This window comes from Streptomyces mangrovisoli (assembly GCF_000974985.2).
GTDB lineage: Bacteria > Actinomycetota > Actinomycetes > Streptomycetales > Streptomycetaceae > Streptomyces > Streptomyces mangrovisoli.
The window spans coordinates 22,964-41,499 of record NZ_LAVA02000038.1 but is presented as its reverse complement, the minus strand read 5'-3'; the positions used below and the strand labels follow the sequence as shown (position 1 = coordinate 41,499).

17 protein-coding genes are annotated in these 18,536 nt (G+C 74.1%); 10 read left to right on the top strand and 7 right to left on the bottom strand.

Annotated features, from left to right (window positions below):
* Window positions 1-67: 67 nt before the first annotated feature.
* Window positions 68-418 (bottom strand): DUF488 domain-containing protein, encoded by a 351-nt coding sequence (locus WN71_RS17690; RefSeq protein ID WP_046585007.1) that lies wholly within the window; start codon window positions 416-418, stop codon window positions 68-70.
* A 191-nt stretch (window positions 419-609) separates the two neighbouring features.
* On the opposite strand from WN71_RS17690, the gene WN71_RS17685 reads away from it, so the two are divergent.
* From WN71_RS17685 to WN71_RS17670, 4 genes are all read left to right on the top strand, one after another.
* Complete coding sequence (locus WN71_RS17685; RefSeq protein ID WP_046585008.1) at window positions 610-2,028, top strand: M1 family metallopeptidase; 1,419 nt, start codon at window positions 610-612, stop codon at window positions 2,026-2,028.
* Window positions 2,029-2,234: 206 nt separating this feature from the next.
* On the top strand, window positions 2,235-2,987 hold the full coding sequence (locus WN71_RS17680; RefSeq protein WP_046585009.1) for a L,D-transpeptidase family protein: 753 nt from the start codon (window positions 2,235-2,237) through the stop codon (window positions 2,985-2,987).
* 209 nt (window positions 2,988-3,196) lie between these two features.
* Window positions 3,197-3,907 carry a response regulator transcription factor gene (locus WN71_RS17675; RefSeq protein ID WP_046585010.1) on the top strand — a complete coding sequence of 237 codons (711 nt, stop codon included), beginning with the start codon at window positions 3,197-3,199 and terminating at the stop codon, window positions 3,905-3,907.
* A complete protein-coding gene (locus tag WN71_RS17670) occupies window positions 3,904-5,766 on the top strand; it encodes a sensor histidine kinase (RefSeq protein ID WP_046585011.1) in 1,863 nt (620 codons plus the stop codon). The genes WN71_RS17675 and WN71_RS17670 overlap by 4 nt, the downstream gene beginning before the upstream one ends.
* Window positions 5,767-5,846: 80 nt before the next feature.
* On the opposite strand, the gene WN71_RS17665 is transcribed toward WN71_RS17670, so the two are convergent.
* Window positions 5,847-7,061 (bottom strand): saccharopine dehydrogenase family protein, encoded by a 1,215-nt coding sequence (locus WN71_RS17665; protein ID WP_046585012.1) that lies wholly within the window; start codon window positions 7,059-7,061, stop codon window positions 5,847-5,849.
* Window positions 7,062-7,180: 119 nt separating this feature from the next.
* On the opposite strand from WN71_RS17665, the gene WN71_RS17660 reads away from it, so the two are divergent.
* On the top strand, window positions 7,181-7,903 hold the full coding sequence (locus tag WN71_RS17660) for a TetR/AcrR family transcriptional regulator (RefSeq protein ID WP_046585013.1): 723 nt from the start codon (window positions 7,181-7,183) through the stop codon (window positions 7,901-7,903).
* Between the two features lie 290 nt (window positions 7,904-8,193).
* Here the strand turns inward: WN71_RS17660 and WN71_RS17655 are convergent, their stop codons facing one another.
* A complete protein-coding gene (locus WN71_RS17655) occupies window positions 8,194-9,096 on the bottom strand; it encodes a LysR family transcriptional regulator ArgP (RefSeq protein WP_046585014.1) in 903 nt (300 codons plus the stop codon).
* An 88-nt stretch (window positions 9,097-9,184) separates the two neighbouring features.
* Here WN71_RS17655 and WN71_RS17650 point away from each other — a divergent pair, with 88 nt between their 5' ends.
* Both WN71_RS17650 and WN71_RS17645 read left to right on the top strand, forming a co-directional pair.
* Complete coding sequence (locus WN71_RS17650) at window positions 9,185-9,805, top strand: LysE/ArgO family amino acid transporter (protein WP_046585015.1); 621 nt, start codon at window positions 9,185-9,187, stop codon at window positions 9,803-9,805.
* Between the two features lie 96 nt (window positions 9,806-9,901).
* Complete coding sequence (locus WN71_RS17645) at window positions 9,902-11,224, top strand: MFS transporter (RefSeq protein WP_046585016.1); 1,323 nt, start codon at window positions 9,902-9,904, stop codon at window positions 11,222-11,224.
* Between the two features lie 210 nt (window positions 11,225-11,434).
* On the opposite strand, the gene WN71_RS17640 is transcribed toward WN71_RS17645, so the two are convergent.
* Together WN71_RS17640 and WN71_RS17635 are read right to left on the bottom strand one after the other, a co-directional pair.
* On the bottom strand, window positions 11,435-11,890 hold the full coding sequence (locus WN71_RS17640) for a cyclic nucleotide-binding domain-containing protein (protein WP_046585017.1): 456 nt from the start codon (window positions 11,888-11,890) through the stop codon (window positions 11,435-11,437).
* Window positions 11,891-12,213: 323 nt separating this feature from the next.
* The gene (locus WN71_RS17635) at window positions 12,214-12,435 is read right to left on the bottom strand and encodes a hypothetical protein (protein WP_046585018.1); all 222 of its coding nucleotides are present in this window, start codon (window positions 12,433-12,435) and stop codon (window positions 12,214-12,216) included.
* A 251-nt stretch (window positions 12,436-12,686) separates the two neighbouring features.
* Between WN71_RS17635 and WN71_RS17630 the strand changes: the two genes are divergently transcribed.
* The 3 genes from WN71_RS17630 (at window position 12,687) to WN71_RS17620 (ending at window position 14,331) form a co-directional block, all read left to right on the top strand.
* Window positions 12,687-12,911, top strand: coding sequence for a DUF5133 domain-containing protein (locus WN71_RS17630; protein WP_046585019.1), 225 nt, complete (start codon window positions 12,687-12,689; stop codon window positions 12,909-12,911).
* Window positions 12,912-13,007: 96 nt separating this feature from the next.
* The gene (locus tag WN71_RS17625) at window positions 13,008-13,841 is read left to right on the top strand and encodes a DUF1206 domain-containing protein (RefSeq protein WP_046585020.1); all 834 of its coding nucleotides are present in this window, start codon (window positions 13,008-13,010) and stop codon (window positions 13,839-13,841) included.
* Window positions 13,842-13,893: 52 nt separating this feature from the next.
* Window positions 13,894-14,331 (top strand): hypothetical protein, encoded by a 438-nt coding sequence (locus WN71_RS17620; protein WP_046585042.1) that lies wholly within the window; start codon window positions 13,894-13,896, stop codon window positions 14,329-14,331.
* Window positions 14,332-14,603: 272 nt separating this feature from the next.
* Here the strand turns inward: WN71_RS17620 and WN71_RS17615 are convergent, their stop codons facing one another.
* The gene (locus WN71_RS17615) at window positions 14,604-16,925 is read right to left on the bottom strand and encodes an FUSC family protein (protein ID WP_079177928.1); all 2,322 of its coding nucleotides are present in this window, start codon (window positions 16,923-16,925) and stop codon (window positions 14,604-14,606) included.
* Between the two features lie 123 nt (window positions 16,926-17,048).
* Window positions 17,049-18,413 (bottom strand): NAD(P)/FAD-dependent oxidoreductase, encoded by a 1,365-nt coding sequence (locus WN71_RS17610; RefSeq protein WP_046585021.1) that lies wholly within the window; start codon window positions 18,411-18,413, stop codon window positions 17,049-17,051.
* Between the last annotated feature and the right edge of the window lie 123 nt (window positions 18,414-18,536).

Here is an 18,536-nt window from a genome sequence, read left to right as displayed (position 1 = left end):
AGGGCCGCCGCGCGTCGGCGGCGCGTCACCGCAGGGCGACCGCGAGCCACCGCACGCCGGCCGCGCGTCACCCCGCGATCAGGCGCTCCAGCACCGAGGCGTGGCTGCGCTCCGGCTCCTTCACCGCGGTCACCAGGGTGACCGGCCCCGAGGCCGCCAACTCCCGGACATGATCCAGGAGTTCGGCGGCCTCGGGCGCGTCGAGCTCGGCCTCGTAACGCCGTACGAACTCGTCGTACGACCCCTCGCCCGCGTGGTACCAGCGGCGCAACTCCGTCGACGGCGTGAGGCCCTTGGGCCACTCGTCGACGTGCGCCGCGGCCTTGGAGACGCCCCGCGGCCACAGCCGGTCGACCAGGACGCGGACCCCGTCCGCGGGCTCGGGCGGTTCATGGATCCGGCGCACGCGGACGGGCATGGGAGGCCTCCGTCGGACGGGGGAGAAAGGGTCGCGGACAGGGGCGTCCACGCGGCCCGAGCCTACGCGCGGTGACCGGACCGGCCTCGTGACGCCACGTAACTTGACCGTGTACTGACGGCTTTCGGGTGGCAAGGACGCCTAGTCTGTGGGCGTTTGATCATTCGCCACCCCCCCAAGGAGCGCACGTGATGTCACCCCGTCGGCAGACCGCCGGACGCGCCGCCGGTCCTCGCCGCCCCGCCGTCGCCGCGACCGTCCCGGTGGCCGTCGCCGCCCTGCTCGCCGCCGCGAGCCCCGCCTCGGCCGGGACGACCGGCACCGCCGGCGCCGGAGACCCGTACTTCCCGCTGGCCGGCAACGGCGGCTACCACGTGCTGCACTACGGCCTGACGCTCCGTTACGAGCCGTCCGCCAAGCACCTGGACGGCACCGCCGTCATCACCGCGCGCGCCACCGAACGCCTGACCCGCTTCGACCTCGACTTCAAGGGCCTGAAGATCACCCGCCTGACCGTGGACCGGGCGACGGCCGCCTACCGGCGCGACGGGCAGGAGCTGATCGTCACCCCGCACCACGCGCTCGACAAGGGCCAGGAGTTCAAGGTCACCGTCGCCTACAACGGCACCCCGAAGCAGGTCACCGACCCCGACGGCTCCGCGGACGGCTGGATCCGCACCGACGACGGCGCCTTCGTCGCCGGCGAGCCGCAGGGCGCGATGACCTGGTTCCCCGCGAACAACCACCCCCTGGACAAGTCGTCGTACGACTTCACCATCACCGTGCCGTCGAACCGCGCCGCCGTCTCCAACGGCGTCTACCTCGGCAAGCACACCGCGCACGGGCAGACCACCTACCGCTGGCGCCAGTCCGAGCCGATGGCCGCCTACCTCGCCACCGCCACCATCGGGAAGTTCGACATCGAGCGATACACCACCCGCGACGGCATCCAGGTCTACAACGCCGTCGACCCGCGCGAGGCCACCAAGGCCGCCCCCGTGCTCAAGAAGCTGCCGTCGGTCCTCGCGTGGGAGAGCAAGCTGTTCGGCCCCTACCCGTTCCGCGCCGCCGGGTCCATCGTCGACCACGCGGACGTCGGCTACGCCCTGGAGACGCAGGGCCGACCGCTCTACGACTCGGCACCGGACCTCGCCACCCTCGTCCACGAGAACGCCCACCAGTGGTTCGGCGACTCCGTCTCCCTCACCACCTGGAAGGACATCTGGCTCAACGAGGGCTTCGCGACCTACGCCGAGTGGCTCTACAGCGAGCAGCACGGCGGCGCCACCGCGCAGAAGACCTTCGACAAGCTCTATGCCCGCCCCGCGAGCGACGACCTGTGGGCCTACCCGCCCGCCGACCCCGGCAGCGGCGAGAACATCTTCGGCACCCCGGTCTACGCGCGCGGCGCCATGGCCCTGCACGAACTCCGCACGGCAGTCGGCGACCAGGCGTTCTTCCGCATCCTGCGCACCTGGGCGACGCAGCACCGGGGCGGGCACGGCACGACGGAGGAGTTCGTCCGGCTCTCCGAGCGGGTATCGGGGAAGGATCTCGACAGCCTGTTCCAGACGTGGCTGTACACGAAGGGCAAGCCGAGCCAGGCCTAGGCCTGCCGCGGGCGGGCAGGCGGGATGTGACGACAGGGCCCCGGCCCGGGGGTGCGCCGGATGTGCGGCTGCGCCCCGGCCGGGATGCGCGGCTGTGCGCCGGCCGGGGCGCAGCCGGGTTCCGGCCGGGTCCGCGCCGGTGCGGCGCCGCCGATCCGGTGCCGTGCCCTGACGACTTCCTGACAACTGCCGGTCAAGGTCGACTCATGATCAGACGCACGTCCCCCGCCGCCCTGCTCGCCGTGTCCTTCGCCCTCGCGGGATGCGGCAGCGGGGCGGCGGTGCTCCCGGGCGACGCGGCGGGCACCGCGCCGGCGCCCGCCCACGGGCAGCCCGCGGCCCCGTCGGCCACCCCGTCCGCCACGGAGGCGCCCCGGGGGATACCGGGCCTCGGCCCCGCGACGCTGGCCCGCGTCCCCGCCACCACCCGGCAGGCCGTCGTGGTCACCGGCCGCGGGAAGAACTCCCCGGACTCCACGGTCGTGCTCTACCGGCGCACCGGCGCCGACTGGAAGGCGGGCGCGAGCTGGCCCGCGCACAACGCCCTGAAGGGCTGGACCGACCACCACATGGACGGCGACCTGCGCTCACCGATCGGGGTCTACACGCTCTCCGACGCCGGCGGACTGCTCGCCGACCCCGGCAGCCGGCTGCCGTACCACCACTCCTACGGCTTCCACTCGCCCGGCACGGGCTTCGAGGGGGAGTCCCTCGCCGGGTCCTTCGACTACGTCGTCGCCATCGACTACAACCGCGAGCCCGGCACCTCCCCGCTCGACTGGACCCGCCCGCTCGGCGCGCGCCGCGGCGGCGGCATCTGGCTGCACGTCGACCACGGCGGGGCCACCCACGGCTGCGTCAGCGTCTCCGAGCGGCACATGAAGGAACTCCTGAGGGCCCTCGACCCGGCGGCCCGTCCGGTCGTGGTCATGGGGGACGCGGCAGCCCTCGCCCGCTGACCGCCGTCCGCCAGTCCGGCACCGGACGCGCCGGCTCCTCGGTGGTCGCGTGCGGGTCCGCGGCGGCTGATCGCGCGGTTCCCCGCGCCCCTTAGGCAGGCGACGGCCGGCCTTCGAAGGGGCGCGGGGAGCCGCGCGAACGGCCCCACCGGCCCGCAGGCGAGAACCCAGGAGCACCGCCGTCCCCCGACCGCTTAGGATTCCGCCGCGTGTGCGCACATGTACTGGTCGCCGAGGACGACCCGATGCAGGCCGAGCTGATCCGCCGGTCCCTGCTCGCCGAGGGGCACACCGCCGCCGTCGTGCACGACGGCGCGGCCGCCCTCGACGCCGCCCGCAGGCTCGGACCGGACCTGCTCGTCCTCGATCTGATGCTGCCGGTGCTCGACGGCTTCGGCGTGTGCCGGGCGCTGCGCGGCGACGGCCCGCACCGCGCCGACCTGCCCGTGCTGATGCTCACCGCCCGCGCCGACGAGGAGGCCCTGCTGCGCGGCCTCGACCTCGGTGCCGACGACTACATGACCAAGCCCTACAGCCCGCGTGAGCTGATGGCCCGCATCCGCACCGTGCTGCGGCGCAGCGGTCGTGGCGCCGACGGGCGGCGCGGCGACCCGGCCGTACGGGCCGCGGGCATCGAGGTCGACCCGGTGCGGCACGAGGTGCGCTGCGACGGGGTCGCGGTGGAGTGCACCCCGGCCGAGTTCGAGATCCTTCTCGCGATGGCAGCCGAACCCGAACGGGTCTTCACCCGGCGGCAGTTGCTGGAGTGCACCCGCGGCACCGACCGGTCGTCCACGGAACGGGCGGTCGACGTCCACATCATGAACCTGCGCAAGAAGACCGAGGCCGACCCGCGCCGCCCCGTGCGCCTGCTGACGGTCTTCGGCGTCGGCTACAAACTGAGCGGCGGCCGCGGGTGAGCCCCCGCATACCCCTGCGCAAGCGCCTGCTCGTCCGGCTGCTCTTCGCCTCGGCCCTGATCGCCGTGTGCTCCGTCGCGGCCACCGCCTGGCTGGCGGTCGCGACGACCACCCGCGCCATCCGGGAGGAACAGGGCCAGGACCTCGCCCAGGACATGGACATCGTGGCCCGCCTCAGCGGCTACGCGGCGACCCACCGCGACTGGCGCGGGGTCGCGCCGACCGTGCGTGCCCTGGCCGCGAGCACCGGCAGGCGCATCGCGCTGACCACCGCCGACCGCACCCTGATCGCCGACTCCGCGTCCCGCGGCACCCCGCTGCCCACCGGCGCCGCCGCCACCGTCGACCCGCTGCACAGCGACACCTACACCGAACCCGGGGCCCAGCTCAGCGGCATCGACCCGCGCGCGGTGGGGCCGTACCGCGTCACGGCGAAGGAACGCGCGACGCTCGACGCGCTCGCCGGGCGGCGGCAGCGCTGCTTCCGGGACAACGGCATCGCCACCGCCGTCGAGCGCACCCCCAGCGGCCGCCCGGTGCTCACCCGCCCCGACGGCTCGGCGCTGTCGGACTACGTCCCCGACGCCTGCGCCGACGGCAGGCTCAACACCCCGACCCGCACGGAGACACGGGCCCTGACCGACCTGAACGGCCGGGTCAACGCCTGCCTGGACGCACAGCACCTGCCGCACGTCCCGGTGATGCTCTGGATGGAGCCCGGGGCGCAGGGCCAGGACGACCAGGTGCTGCTCGGAAAGTTCGCGCGCCAGGGCGACGCCGCCGCCGAACGCCGGGCCGAGGCCTGCGCGGACAGCGCCCGCCGTGCCCAGCTGGATCCCTACGTCGCCCCCGTGGCCCAGCTGTTCCTGGGCGGCGGCGACCGCACCGGGCCCCGCTTCGACATGTCACCGGCGAACAAGGCGAAGATCGTCGGCGCCGCGGGGCTGGTCCTCGCCGTCACGGTCGCCGTGACCGCCGTCATCGCCACCCGGCTGGTACGGCCGCTGCGCGCCCTGACCGCGGCCGCCCAGCAGCCGCCCGAACGCCATGTGCGGGTACCGGTCACCACCCGGGACGAGACCGGCATCCTCGCCGAGGCGTTCAACGACCTCACCGAGCGCCGGGAGCGCCTGGAGGCCCAGCGCAAGGCGATGGTCAGCGACATCGCCCACGAGCTGCGCAGCCCGCTCACCAACATCCGCGGCTGGCTGGAGGTGACCCGGGACGGCGTCGTCGAGGCGGACGCCGCGCTGCTCGCCTCGCTGCACGAGGAGGCCGTCGTCCTCCAGCGCGTCATCGACGACCTCCAGGACCTCGCGGCCGCCGACGCCGGCACCCTGCGGCTGCACCCGGAGCCGCTGCGCGCCGACGAACTGCTCGGCCAGGTGGCCGCCGCCCACCGCGTGGCCGCCGACGCCGCCGACGTCACCCTGGTCACCGAGGTGTCGGGCACGCCCTGGCTGGCGGCCGACCCGGTACGGATGCGGCAGGCGCTCGGCAACCTGGTCTCCAACGCGCTGCGGCACACCCCCGCGGGCGGCACCGTCACGCTCGGCGCCCGCCGCGACGGCGACGACGTCGTGCTGACGGTCGCGGACACCGGCGGCGGCATCGCGCCCGAGGACCTGCCGCAGGTCTTCGACCGCTTCTGGCGCGCCGAGAAGTCCCGCAGCCGCCGTACCGGGGGCAGCGGTCTCGGCCTGCCGATCGTGCGCCATCTGCTGGCGGCGCACGGCGGCACGGCCGAGGCGGCGAGCGAGCCGGGCGCCGGGGCGGTGTTCACCCTCCGGCTGCCCGGCTCGCGCGCACCGGCGGCGGCGCCGGACCCTGACGGGGCGCCGACGCCGCCCCCGGTCTGACCCCGCCCGCCCTGCTTCCCGTCCGCCCGGCCTCCTGTCTGCCCGGCCTCCCGCGCGGCGCCGAGGTGGGGTCGGTGCGCCTACTGCTCCCGCATCCCCCACGGAGAGCCGTACTCCGTCAGCAGGTCCAGGAACGGGCGGGCCGGGAAGGCCTCCGGGCCGAGGACCCCGCTGCCCGTCCACGCGCTGGTCGCGAGGAGTTCCAGCGCCACCACCGGGTTGATCGCGGTCTGCCACACCACCGCCTGGGAGCCGTACTCCGCCATCGACCACTGGTTGTCGACCACGTGGTACAGGTACACCTCGCGCGGCGCGCCGTCCTTGGTGCCGCGCACCCACGTGCCCGCGCAGGTCTTGCCGTGCATCCGCTCGCCCAGCGTCGCGGGGTCGGGCAGGCAGGCGGCGACGACGTCGCGGGGCGAGACGGCGACCGGTCCGTCGGGGCCCGGCACGGTGACCGGCTCGGTGCGGTCCAGGCCGAGCAGGTGCAGGGTGCGCAGGGTCTCGATGAACTCGGTGCCGAGGCCGTACTTGAAGGTCACGCGGCCCGCGTCGATCCAGCGGGGGATCAGCAGCACCTCCTCGTGCTCCACGTTGACGCACTCGACCGGCCCGATGCCCTCCGGGAAGTCGAACACCTCCGGCTCGCTGAACGGCGCGGTGGTGAACCAGCCGCGGCCCGCCTCGTGCACGACCGGCGGGTTCAGGCACTCCTCGATCGTGGTCCAGATGGAGAACGACGGGGCGAAGTCGTAGCCGTCCACGGTCAGGTTCGCGCCGTCGCGGACGCCGATCTCCTCGATCGTGTCGAACAGCTCGTCCGCCGCGTGCCGGGCGAAGACGTCGGACAGGCCGGGCTCCACGCCCATGCCGACGAGGGCGAGCGCCCCGGCCTTCTCCCAGTCGTCGGCCTGCGCGAACTGGTCGTCGCCGAGCTTGACCCCGCACTCCTCGTGCGGACGTTCCGGGTGCGGATGCGACAGCGACATCGCCATGTCGACATAGTTGGCCCCGGCGCCGCGGGCCGCTTCGAAGAGCGGCATCACGAACCGCGGGTCGGTCGCGTTCAGCAGGACGTCGCACCCGTGCCGGGTCAGCAGCTCCCCGACGGCCGCCCGGTCGTTCGCGTCCACCCGCTCCGCGGTGAACCGGTCGTCGCCGACGGCCGCGACGGCGGCTTCGGCCCGCCCCCGGTCGTAGTCGGCGACCACCATCGCCTCGAAGAACGGTCGGCGCGCCGCGATCCGGGCGATCGCGCTGCCCACCCCGCCGGCTCCCACGAGCAGGACACGCATGGCGAGAACTCCTTTCCTCCGGTTGCTTCGCTTCGACCTCGATGCAATGCCCGGGGTGGCGTAAGGTCAATCGCGTTGGCATAAGAGTTGGCGACAGCGGGTGAATCCGAGGAGGGGCGGTGCCCAAACAGGTCGTACCGGAGGAGAAGCGGCGGCGCAGACGGCCCACCCGCAGCGGCGTCGTGCTCTCGGAGCGCCTGATCGTGGGGACCGCGCTGCGGATGCTGCGCGAGCACGGCAGCGCCGGCCTCACCGCCCGCCGCCTGGGCCTCGCGCTCGACTGCGACCCGAGCGCGCTCTACCGCTACTTCCGCGGCATGGACGACCTGACCCTCGCGATCGGCGACGCCCTCATCGGGCAGGCGCTGGACGGCTGGGAACCGAGCGGGCGGTGGCGCGCGGACCTGCGGGAGATCGGGCTGCGCATCCATGCCGCGTACGTCGCCCATCCGCAGGCCGCGCTGCTGACCACCAGCCGGGTCACCGGGCGGGTCCACGAACTGGCCGCCGACGAGGCCGTCCTCGACGTGCTGCGGAGCGCGGGGTTCCCGGTCCCGGACACGGTGCGGATCTATCACGCCTTCATCGACCAGACGCTCGCGTTCGCGGCGCTCGACTCGGCGTCGCTGGCCCTGCCGAGCGCGACCCTGCGGGCCGACGAGGCGGTCTGGCGCTCGACGTACGCCCGGCTGCCGCGCGCGACGCATCCGCGGATCGCGGAGGCGGCGCCGCTGCTGGCGACCCGGATGGTCACCAGCGCGTATCCGACGGCGCTGGACATGCTGCTGGACAGCGTGTCGGCACAACTGTCGGCCTACGCGACCGCCGTGCCGCCCCGCTAGCGGCTGCCACCGGGCGGCTCCCGCCGGGCGGCTCCCGCCGGGTCGCGGTCGGGCGGGTGCGGGTGCGTCGTGGTTGTTCGCGCAGTTCCTCGCGCCCCTGGGGTGTTCGGCCTGAGCCCCGTCAGGGGCGCGGGGAACTGCGCGCTCGGCCCCCACGGGCCCGCGGGCAGGCACGTGCGGGTGCGTCGTGGTTGTTCGCGCAGTTCCTCGCGCCCCTGTCGGGGCTCAGGCCGAACCTCCCCAGGGGCGCGCGGGCGGGTGTTTCGCGTGACCGCGGCGGACGCGGGCGGTCACCCCGTCCGCAGCGCCCCCGCCGCCGTCGTCGCAACCGTGTCCGCGACCGCCAGCAGCGCGGGGGAGTCCAGGCGCCACTGCTGCCAGTACAGCGGCACGTCCACGGCCCGCTCCGGGGCGAGGGTCACCAGGCGGCCCGCGCGCAGCAGCGGTCCGGCCTGGGCCTCCGGCACCATGCCCCAGCCGAGCCCCGCCGCGACGGCCTCCACGAACCCCTCCGAGGTGGGCACGTGGTGGCGGGCCGCGCTCGCCCCGCCGTGCCCCTGGCGCAGGCCCCGTACGAACGCGTCCTGGAAGTCGTCGCGCCGGTCGAACACGACGACGGGCGCGACGAGCAGGGTGTCCCGCAACGGCCCGTCCAGATACTCCGCGGCGAAGCCGGGGCTCGCGACGGGCAGATACCGCATCCGGCCCAGCGCCCGCACCGAACAGCCCGGCACCGGATCGGCCGACGAGGTCACCGCGGCCATCACCCGCCCCTCGCGCAGCAGGGCCGCCGTGTGCGCCTCGTCCTCCCGGTGCAGCTCGAAGGAGAGCAACGGCCGCCGCGGCACCCGGGTCAGGGCGCGCAGGAACCACGTGGCCAGGGAGTCGGCGTTGACCGCGATCGGGATCCGGGTCGCCTCCCCGGCCCCGGTCAGCCCCAGCTCGGCCCGCGCGTCCCGCTCCAGCCGGGACAGCTGCCGGGCCAGCCGCACCAGCACCTCGCCGGACTCCGTCGGCCGCACCGGCTTGGTGCGCAGCAGCAGGACCCGGCCGGTGCGCTGCTCCAGCGCCTTGATGCGCTGGCTCACCGCCGACGGCGTCAGATGCAGCGCCGCCGCGGCCGCGTCGAAGGTCCCCTCGTCCACCACCGCGAGCAGGGTGCGCACCTGTTCCAGCGGAATGTCCGGGATCACGTCCTCATCACGTCCTCATCACGGGTGCTAATGATACGTAAGAATCTTTAGCTGTACCCGCGGTGATCCATTGCCTAGCGTCGGGAGCATGTCCCACGCCTCGCTCGCCACCGCCCTCGCCGGCTTCGCCACCGGTCTGTCGCTCATCGTCGCCATCGGCGCCCAGAACGCCTTCGTGCTGCGCCAGGGCATCCGCCGTGACGCGGTGCTCGCGGTGGTCGGCATCTGCGCCCTGTCGGACGCGGTCCTCATCGCGCTGGGCGTGGGCGGCGTCGGCGCCGTGGTGGTCGCGTGGCCGGGCGCCGTCACCGCGGTCGGCTGGATCGGCGGCGCGTTCCTCGTCTGCTACGGCGTCCTCGCCGCCCGGCGCGTCCTGCGCCCCGGCGGCGACGCGCTGCGCGCCGAGGGGGCGGCGGCCGGATCGCGCAAGCGCGCCGTACTGACCTGTCTCGCCATGACCTGGCTCAACCCGCACGTCTACCTCGACACGGTGTTCCTGCTCGGCTCCCTCGCCGCCGACCGGGGCGCGCTGCGCTGGACGTTCGGCCTCGGCGCGGTGCTGGCCAGCCTGTGCTGGTTCGCCGCGCTGGGCTTCGGCGCCCGGCTGCTGAGCCGGTTCCTGTCCCGGCCGGCCGCCTGGCGGGCCCTGGACGGCGTGGTCGCCGCCACGATGATCACCCTGGGCGTCTCGCTGGCGGTGGGAAGCTGACGCCCCGGACCCCGGCGCGAACACGGTTTCCATGTGCACAGCAAAAACTGCGATAGTGACCCTGGAAAAAAGATGTAACGAGCAACCAGGGAACCCGTGGACACCAGCGAGAGCAGTCCGGCCGACAGTACCCAGACCCAGCCGCCGTCGCAGCGGCAGACTTCCGAACCCGCCGCCGCCCCGCGCGCCGGCTGGCGCCGGTGGGCCATGGACACCCGCCCGCTGCGCATCCCCGCCTACCGCCGCCTGTGGTCCTCCACCATCGTCACCGCGGTCGGCAGCCAGCTCACCGCGGTCGCCGTGCCGAAGCAGATCTACGACATCACCGGCTCCTCCGCCTGGGTGGGCGCCGCCAGCCTCGCCGGCCTGGTGCCGCTGATCGTCTTCGCGCTGTGGGGCGGCGCGGTCGCCGACACCATGGACCGCCGCAAGCTGCTGCTGATCACCAACTGCGGCATCGCGGTGACCTCGCTGCTGTTCTGGCTCCAGGCCGTCGGCGGCCTGGAGTCGGTGGCCGCCCTGATGGTGCTGCTCGCGATGCAGCAGGCGTTCTGGGGCCTGAACGCCCCGGCCCGCAACGCCTCCATCGCCCGTCTGGTGCCCGAGGCCCAGCTGCCCGCGGCCAACGCGCTCGGCTCCACCGTCATGCAGACGGGGCAGGTGGTCGGGCCGCTGCTCGCGGGCGCCCTGATCCCCGTCATCGGACTGCCCGAGCTGTATCTGATCGACGCGCTCGCGCTGTGCGTGACGGTGTGGGCGGTCTACCGCCTGCCGAAGCTGCCCCCGACCGCGATCGCGGCGGCCCGGCGCGCCGGGGTGCGGGCGATCGTCGAGGGCTTCCGCTACATGTCGATGCACAAGGTGCTGCTGCTGTCGTTCCTGGCCGACATCGTCGCCATGGTCTTCGGGATGCCGCGCGCCCTGTTCCCGCAGCTCGCCGCGGAGACCTACGGCTCCTACGGCGAGGGGCTCGCGCTCGGCCTGCTGTTCGCGGCCATACCGATCGGCGCGGTGCTGGGCGGACTCTTCTCCGGCACCTTCTCGCGGGCCCGGCGGCACGGCTGGATGGTGATCGGCGCGGTCGTCGCCTGGGGCCTCGCGGTGGCGGGCTTCGGCCTCAGCGGCAACCTGTGGCTCGCGACCGGGTTCCTCGCCGTCGCGGGCCTCGCCGACATGGTGTCCATGGTCTTCCGCGGGGCGATCCTGCTGTCCGCCGCGACGGACGAGATGCGCGGCCGTATGCAGGGCGTCTTCACGGTCGTGGTCGCGGGCGGCCCGCGCCTCGCGGACGTGCTGCACGGCACCGCGGGCTCGGCCTTCGGCGCGCGCACCGCCGTCACCGCGGGCGGCCTGCTGGTCGTCGTGGTGATGCTGGCGCTGGCCGCAGCGATGCCGGCCCTGCGGCGCTACCGGATCTGAGCACCGGCACCAGCACCGGCACAGCTACCGGTACCGGCGAACGCGCGGCGCGGCGAGCCCACCAGGGCCCGCCGCGCCGCGCGTCTTCCGGCGGTGGCAACCCCCCACCCGCGGCCTGAGGCGCCGCAAGGACCTCGGGGCCCTGAAGCACCGAAAGGACCTCGGGGCCCTGGGTTTCCAAGGGCTCCGGGCCCCGAGGCACGTCCGGCCCTAGATGACGCTCCTCCCGCGCGACGAGTACTGCTCCATGAGCTTGCCCCGCGTGGTCTCCAGGCGGTGGGCGAGGATCTCGGCGACCGTGCGCACCACCGACAGACCCAGCAGCGGGTCCTCCACGCACACCGCGAGCACGGCCGAGGCGTCGAACTCGTACGCCCGCACCTGGCTGAAGGCCACCGCGCCGAAGTCCCACTGGTACGGCGGGAACAGCCACGACCAGCCGAGCAGGTCGCCCGCCCCGAGACTGGCCACCGTGACCCGCTGGGTCGGCGTGACCTGCTGGTCGAGGGAGACCGCGCCGGAGCGGATCACCCAGAAGCGGTCGGCGTTGCCGCCGGCCTCGAAGATCCGGGTGTCCTCCGGGAAGGAGACCTCCTTCGCCAGTTCCATCAGGCGCTCACGCTGCACTTGCGGGAGGGCGGTCAGCAGTTTGATCGCTTTGGTCATCGCGCAGGGCTCCTCGCCGGTGGTCGGTGCCGGTGTGTTTTCCCTACGCCTATTTCAGCCGCTGCCGCCGCACCGGGCACCTCGGGGGATCCCGGACCGCGCATCCGGCCCCGTCCCGTCGCCTCCGGGCATGGAAAAGCCCTGGCTGGACGGGGGAGACCAGCCAGGGCCGTAAGCGGTGGCACACGAAGGACGGTTCCGGTCGACCCCGTGACCACGTATGAGTGAACGATAAACCATCCGGGCCCGACGCGTGCGCACCCCCTGCGTCACGTGACCTGTCTCACCGTCAGTGCCCCGGCGCCGAACTCCCCGGCGCCCGGCTAGTTTCCCGGCGCCGAACTCCCCGGCGTCAGGATCTCGTCCAGGATGACCAGCACCGAGTCGTACGCCACCGTCCGGATCTCCGCCTCGCGCGCCGCGGCCGGGTCGGCGGCCTGGGCCTCCTCCCGGCGGGTCCGCCACACCTGGCGCTCCGCCAGCGCGCGGGCCCGTGCCCGCTGCATCCGCCGTACCAGTTCGTCCGAGTCCACGACAACCGTCATGCCTGTACGGCTACCCCGAAGACGCGCCGGGATGGCGCCGCGCGCGCACCCCGTGCGACGCGCCGTGCACACGCCGCTCATCCGCGCCGGATGTTTGCACGCGCACGTACCGGGCAGGCGGGTCTCGCGCTCCGGACCGGAGGCGCGCCAGGAGGGGGGGCGGCCGTGCGACGACGCGCGAGGTCCGGCCCCGGCCCCTCCGCGGCGACACCCCTGATCCACCGTTCAGGAGGGACTTTTCCTTGTTTCCCGTGCTGATGCCCCATCCCGCGTTCCTGCGCAGGCTCCTCGACGAGTACGACGCCCTGCGCCCCGAGGACGGCGCCGACGCCGCCCAGGCGCGGCTGCGCGACCTGGAGTACACCCTCTGCGTGTCCACCGGCACCCGTGACGTGACCGTGGCCGTGGCCACGGCGCGCGACCGGGTGGCCGCCACGGCGGAGCCCGCCCCGCTGGCCCGCAGCGCCGCCCGGTGAGCGCCGCGCCGGGAGCGGTCCGCCGGCTCCGGGGCCCGCGTCACCCGCGGCGTGTTCCCGGCGCCTCAGGGCATCCGGGACGCCGGGAGGTCGGAGATGAACGCGACAGTGGCGGCCCGTAGCGGCCGTGTCCGGGCCCGCCGCGCGGCGGGCCCGATGACCAAGGGGGCGGCCCGGGCGGGACTCGCCGCCCGGGGCGTGATCTATCTGCTGGTGGGGACCCTCGCCCTCCAGGTCGCCTTCGGGGACCACGGCAAGCAGGCCGACCGCAGCGGCGCGCTGGAGGAACTGTCCCGCCGGCCGTTCGGCTCGGTCCTGCTGTGGGCCCTGGGTGTCGGAGTGTGCGGCATGGCCCTGTGGCGGCTGTCCGAGGTGGCCTTCGGGTCCGCCGGCGAGGACGGCCGCAAGGCCCGCAAGCGGCTGCTGGCCGCCGTGCGGTGCGTGTTCTACTGCTCCGTCGCCTTCTCCGTGCTGTCCTTCGCGGCCGGCTCCGGCGGCGGCAACCGGTCCAGCGACGCGCAGTCCCGTGACATGACGGCACGCGCGCTGGCCCTGCCGGGCGGCCAGTGGCTCGTCGGCCTGGCGGGCGCCGGCATCGTCGTGGCCGGGGTGTGGGTGGGCGCCCGTGCCGTGCGGCGCTACTACCACGACAAGTTGCGCCTCGGCGAGATGACGCGGCGGCAACGCCGGGCCGTGGACGTGACCGGCGTGGGCGGCGGCGCGGCACGCGGCCTGGTGTTCGCCACCGCGGGCTGTTTCGCGGTGCGTGCGGCGGTCGATTATTCGCCCGACCGGGCGAAGGGCCTCGACGACACCCTGCGGACCTTCGCGGAGCTGCCGATGGGCCCGTGGCTGCTGGCGTGTGTGGCGGCCGGCCTGGTGCTCTTCGGGCTGTTCTCCTTCGCGCTGGCCCGCTGGCGCCGGGTCTGAGGACGTCGCCGCCGACGGGTGCACGACGGGCAGATGGGGGAACATGCGGAAGATGAGCGAAATGGACCAACCACTGCCCGAGGGCGACGAGCCGGTCCGCGTCCACCTCGACCTGCTGCGCCTGCGGATGAGCCCGGAGGACTACGAACTCCTGCTCCGCCTGGTCGGCCCGACGTTGCGGGCCGTCATGGACCAGAAACCGGAGGCGGCCGAGTTCGGTCTGGAGGACGCCTCCGACCCGGCCATCCCCCAGGAGATACGCGACGAGGCCGCGCTGGTCGTGGCGACCGCGCTGACCGGCCGTCTCGACAACGTGGTGATCGAGATCGACACCGAGGAGACCGGGCCGACCAGGGTCGTCACCGACGCGGAGAGCGCCGCCGACCCCGATCGGCGCCGGGAGATCGCCGAGTGCATCGACCAGCGGCACCGCGACGACGAGACGCTGCGCGGCATCGCCGAGGCGAGCGACCTCCCGACCGACCTCTGACCGCCCCGCCCGTCCGCGCCCCGTTCCGGCGCGCCCGGCGCCTCCGGTCCCGCCCGTCCCGCCGCGTCCCGGCCGCCGGCCCGGCGTCCAGGCCGCCCACCGCCCGTCCCGGCCGCCCGCTCCGTGCCCGGGACGGGCGCCCGATGTCCGGGGACCGGCGCGGGCCCCCGACGGGACGACCGGAGCGGCCCTACGACGCCTGCGATGGCCTACGGCGGCTACGGCGGCTACGGCGGCCACGGCGTCTACGGCGTCCACGGCGGCCACGGCGCCTACGAAGCCGTCGCCCCCTTCGGCTCCCCGCGCCCCTCGGCCGCCCCGTCCTTGCCCGAGCGCGTCTGCCGCCCCGTGTCCTCCGGATCGGCCAGGCGTACGCCCAGGGGCCGGGCCAGACCCGTCACCGCCTCGTCGAGGCGCTGGAGATGCCGTAGGACACGGTCGGTGACGCGGCCGTAGCGCGGCGCGTGGTAGCTGCCGGGCTCGAGCAGCGCGGCGATGCTCGGGCCGGACTCCAGCGTCCCCTGCTCGTTCTCGTCGGCGACATGCGCGGCGATCGTGCCGATGTTGCGCACGATCCGCTCGCCCGCGCCGCGCAGCCGCGGATCCGCCGCGATCGACGGATTGCTCGGCAGCAGTTCGGCCGTGGCGGCCAGGGCGCGCGCGTGGTAGGCACAGGTCTCCAGGAGCGCCACCACGTACTGGGCCGTGTTGCGGCGGCCGCGCAGCGGGTTGACGGGGTGCGTCAGCGGCTTCGCGGAGGCCCGCAGATCGGCCAGCGCCTTGTCCAGGTCCCGCGCCTGCTCCACCAGGGCGCCCGGAGGATCGCCGCTGAGCTGGTCCAACGCGGCCCCGGTGACGTCGGCGAGCCGGTCGAGCACGGTCACCAGCAGCTCGTTCGTCCGGCGGTCCGTGCGCACCGGCAGCACCAGCGCCGCCGCGATGACACCGCAGGTCGCGCCGAGCACCGTCTCCTCGATACGCACCAGGAGGACGGACGTGCTGTACGTGTTGAGCAGCGTGTACTGCAGCCCGAGCGACGCGGTGACGAAGAACGACATGAGCGTGTACGACTTCGGCGCCGAGTAGAACATCGCGAAGACGCACAGCAGCATCAGCCCGAACGCGGTGTACGTGTGCTGCCCGACCACCGCGGCCAGGCCGATGCCCGCGATCACGCCGAGGACCGTGCCCAGCACCCGGCGGGAGCCCTTGACCAGGATCTCCCCGGTGGAGGCGGTGTTGAGGAAGACGATCCAGCAGGTGAGCACGGCCCAGTACCAGCGGTTGGGGGAGAGCAGCTCGCCGCCCACGATCGCCAGCGCCGATCCCACCGACACCTGCACGGCCGCCCGGGTGGTCGGCCGCTGCAGGCCGGTCGGCTCGGGGGCCTCCTCCGTGTCGTCCTCCTCCAGCGCGATGGCCACGTCCTCGGCGTCCAGCTCCTCCCGGGACCGGGCGGTGGCGGGCGAGTCGTCGGACTCGTCCTGCGGGCCGTCCAGGGCGATCCGCAGGCCCAGCACCGCGCGGGCGGCCTCGCCGACGCCGCGGCACACGTCCTGCACGGCGACGGGCGCGTCGGGCAGGTTCTCCTCCTCGCGGTAGCCGAGCAGCCGGTTGCGCACCTGGGCGAGCGCGGTGCCGGCGTCGTCGGCGACGGGCCGCAGCACCAGCAGCCGCAGCGCCTCCAGGTCGCGGCGCAGCAGCTCGACCGAGGCGTCGCGCACCGGTTCCCGCCGCGCGGCGGGCATCGGCGCGCCCGGCAGGTGCAGGGTGAGCGTGTCGGCGTGCTCGGCGCTGCGCACCCTGACCAGCAGCAGCCCGAGCCGCTCGGAGGCGATCTCGGCGTCCGCGACCCGGCGCTGCACCAGCCGCGCCAGCTCCGGGTGCGTGGCGCCGTCCTCCAGCCGGCCCTGGATCATCAGGGCGCTCTCGTGCAGCCGGGCCGTCCCGCTGCGGACCTGGGCCAGCACCTTCTCCACGTCGTCGGGGCCCGCGACGAGCAGCTCCTCCTGCGCCGCGACGAGCTGCGCGAGCCGCGCCCGGAAGGCCCGCCGCAGCCGGTACAGGGTGAGCACGGGGGACTGCGGGACCAGCAGGAAGCGGGCCAGCGCGCTGGTGGCGAACGCGATCGTGATGGCGGCGTACAGCTGGGGCAGCGTCGGCGGGCTCGCTCTGACGAACAGCGACACGAAGTAGAACTGGAAGGCGATCATCCCGAGCGCGGTGCCCCGGTCGCCGTACCGCCGGGCGTAGACCGCGCAGAAGATCAGCACGACGAAGACCAGGTCGCTCAGCAGGGGGTGGGCGTGGAGCAGCGCCCCGATCGTCACCGACGCGAGCGCCACCGGCAGTCCGCACGCGAGCGTGCGGGCCTGCTGCGCGGGCTGCTTCTCGCGGATCGCGAAGGTGGCCACCATCCCGGACATGGCGCCCGCCACCATGTGCGGGATGTCCGCGCCGGCCAGCGCCAGGACCGCGAGGCTCAGCCCGATGGCGAAGGCCGTGCGCGCCCCGGCCGCGAGCCGCAGCAGTCCGGGGTCGGACGCCGCGAACCGGTCGAGGAGATCCGCCCGCCGTCGTGCCGCTGTACCCACGCCGCCGTACTCTCTCTTCCGCCACCCGTCGTGATCCCTGCCAGCATGGCACGCACGGGCCGTGACCGGACCGGCACCGCGGGGGCGCCGTTCCGGTCACGTCGTTCCTGCGCCCGTACGGCCCTACTCCAGGGGCTTGAGGCCCTCCACGTGCTCCCGCACCTGATCGGGCGTCATGTACGTGTCCGTGTACTCGAAGTCCTTCAGCTTGGCCGCCTTGCGGGCCTGGAATCCGGTGCGTACGAAATCGTCCCCGGCCAGCGCGTTGAGCGTCCAGTTGGTCAGCACGCGGATCTTCGCCACGTTCGTGCGCAGCGCCGACCAGTGGTAGCCGCGGGCGACGGCCTGGGCGGGCAGTCCGTGCAGCTCGATCCCGAGCGGCTTGGACACCGCGTCCTTGCCGCCGAGGTCGACGACGAGCCCGAGATCCTTGTGCACGTACGGCTCGAGCGGCTGGTGGCGCAGGGTCGCGATGACGTTGTCGGCGACCTTGGGGCCCTGGCGCATGGCGTGCTGCGCGGTGGGCGGGCAGACCGCGCCGTCCTGGCCCTTGGCGACGTCGGGCACGGCGGCGGCGTCGCCGAGCGCGAAGACGCCGTCGTGGCCGGGCAGGTTCATCTTGTCGGTCACCGCGAGCCGGCCGCGCACGGTCTCCGCGCCGAGCGTCGCGATCAGCGGGCTGGCGACCACGCCGGCCGTCCAGATCAGGGTCCGGGTCGGCACCACGCGCCCGTCGGTGAAGGTGACCTCCTCGGCGGCCGCCTTCTCGATGGAGACCCCGAGGGAGATGTCGATGCCGCGCTTGCGGAGGATCTCCTGGGCGCTGCGGCCGAGCTTGTCGCCCAGCTCCGGCATCAGCTTCGGCGCGATGTCGATCAGATGCCACTTGATGAGCGCGGGGTCCAGGCGCGGATAGCGCTTGACGGCGGCGTGCGTGAGGCGTTGCAGGCAGGCGGCGGTCTCGGTGCCCGCGTAGCCGCCGCCGACCACCACGAACTGGAGCCGTGAGGCGCGCTCGGCGGGGTCGGTGCTGGCGTCGGCCAGGTCGAGCTGGGAGATCACGTGGTCGCGGACGTAGGCGGCCTCGGCCAGCGTCTTCATCCCGTAGGCGTGGTCCGTCAGGCCCGGGATGTCGAAGGTGCGGGTCACGCTGCCCGGCGCCAGCACGATGTAGTCGTAGGGCTCGTTCAGCGTCTCGTCGGTGATGGTGCGGATGACGCAGACCTTGGCCTTCAGGTCCACGCCGATGGCGCCGCCCGGGATGATCCGGGTGCGGTACTTGCGGCTGCGGCGCAGGGACAGGGCGATCGACTGGGGGGTCAGGACGCCGGAGGCGACCTGGGGCAGCAGTGGCAGATAGAGCTGGTAGGCGAACGGCGTCACCAGGGTGACGTCCGCTTCGTCGGGAGCGAGCTTCCGCTCCAGCCGGCGGACGCACTCCACTCCTGCGAAGCCGGCGCCAACCACCAGGATCCTCGGTCGTGTCACGGTGTTCTTCCCTTCTGCGGCTCCAGGAGGTCTGTCTCTTCGACGCCATGCGCCTGCCCCTGGATCGCTGCCTCGCACCTCCCCGATCCCGTCGCGCCGGGCGGGGTCGTGCCGTCGGGGCGG

Bases quoted from the DNA above. Each gene is read 5' to 3' on its own strand.
- WN71_RS17685 (WP_046585008.1), top strand. From the start codon at position 610: ATGTCACCCCGTCGGCAGACCGCCGGACGCGCCGCCGGTCCTCGCCGC.
- WN71_RS17665 (WP_046585012.1), bottom strand. From the start codon at position 7,061: ATGCGTGTCCTGCTCGTGGGAGCCGGCGGGGTGGGCAGCGCGATCGCC.
- WN71_RS17640 (WP_046585017.1), bottom strand. From the start codon at position 11,890: ATGACCAAAGCGATCAAACTGCTGACCGCCCTCCCGCAAGTGCAGCGT.
- WN71_RS17680 (WP_046585009.1), top strand. From the start codon at position 2,235: ATGATCAGACGCACGTCCCCCGCCGCCCTGCTCGCCGTGTCCTTCGCC.
- WN71_RS17620 (WP_046585042.1), top strand. From the start codon at position 13,894: ATGAGCGAAATGGACCAACCACTGCCCGAGGGCGACGAGCCGGTCCGC.
- WN71_RS17635 (WP_046585018.1), bottom strand. From the start codon at position 12,435: ATGACGGTTGTCGTGGACTCGGACGAACTGGTACGGCGGATGCAGCGG.
- WN71_RS17690 (WP_046585007.1), bottom strand. From the start codon at position 418: ATGCCCGTCCGCGTGCGCCGGATCCATGAACCGCCCGAGCCCGCGGAC.
- WN71_RS17650 (WP_046585015.1), top strand. From the start codon at position 9,185: ATGTCCCACGCCTCGCTCGCCACCGCCCTCGCCGGCTTCGCCACCGGT.
- WN71_RS17625 (WP_046585020.1), top strand. From the start codon at position 13,008: ATGAACGCGACAGTGGCGGCCCGTAGCGGCCGTGTCCGGGCCCGCCGC.